The 334-nt window shown below is 55.4% G+C and carries 1 protein-coding gene; it reads left to right on the top strand.

Annotated elements, in window-relative coordinates:
* On the top strand, positions 1-334 hold a 334-nt coding region (locus EE949_RS08315; RefSeq protein WP_277423364.1), incomplete at both ends, for a TetR/AcrR family transcriptional regulator.

The raw sequence follows: 334 nt of genomic DNA, 5'->3' as shown, positions 1-334 counted from the left end.
ATCTGTATTATCACTTCCCCAACAAGCAGGCGATCATCGCCGAGCTGTTCGGTCAGTACGAGGCGTTGGTAAAGAGCTTCCTGATGCCCACCCAGGATCGCCTGCCAAGCATCGAGGACAAGCGCGATTATTTTCTGGCGATACTCGATGGCATGTGGCGGTACCGTTTTCTGCACCGTGACCTGGAGCATCTGTTGGGTGCCGATCCCGAGCTTGCTGCGCGCTATCGATCGTTTTCCCAGCGCTGCCTGGTTCAGGCGATGGCTATCTATCGAGCTTTCATCGACGCAGGCATTCTGCAGATGGATGAGTCGCAGATTGAATGGACCAGCCT

Source organism: Pseudomonas viridiflava, assembly GCF_900602065.1.
In the GTDB taxonomy this organism is placed as follows: Bacteria; Pseudomonadota; Gammaproteobacteria; order Pseudomonadales; family Pseudomonadaceae; genus Aquipseudomonas.
The sequence above is the reverse complement of the archived record's forward strand: the minus strand, read 5'-3'. Positions and strand labels throughout refer to the sequence as shown.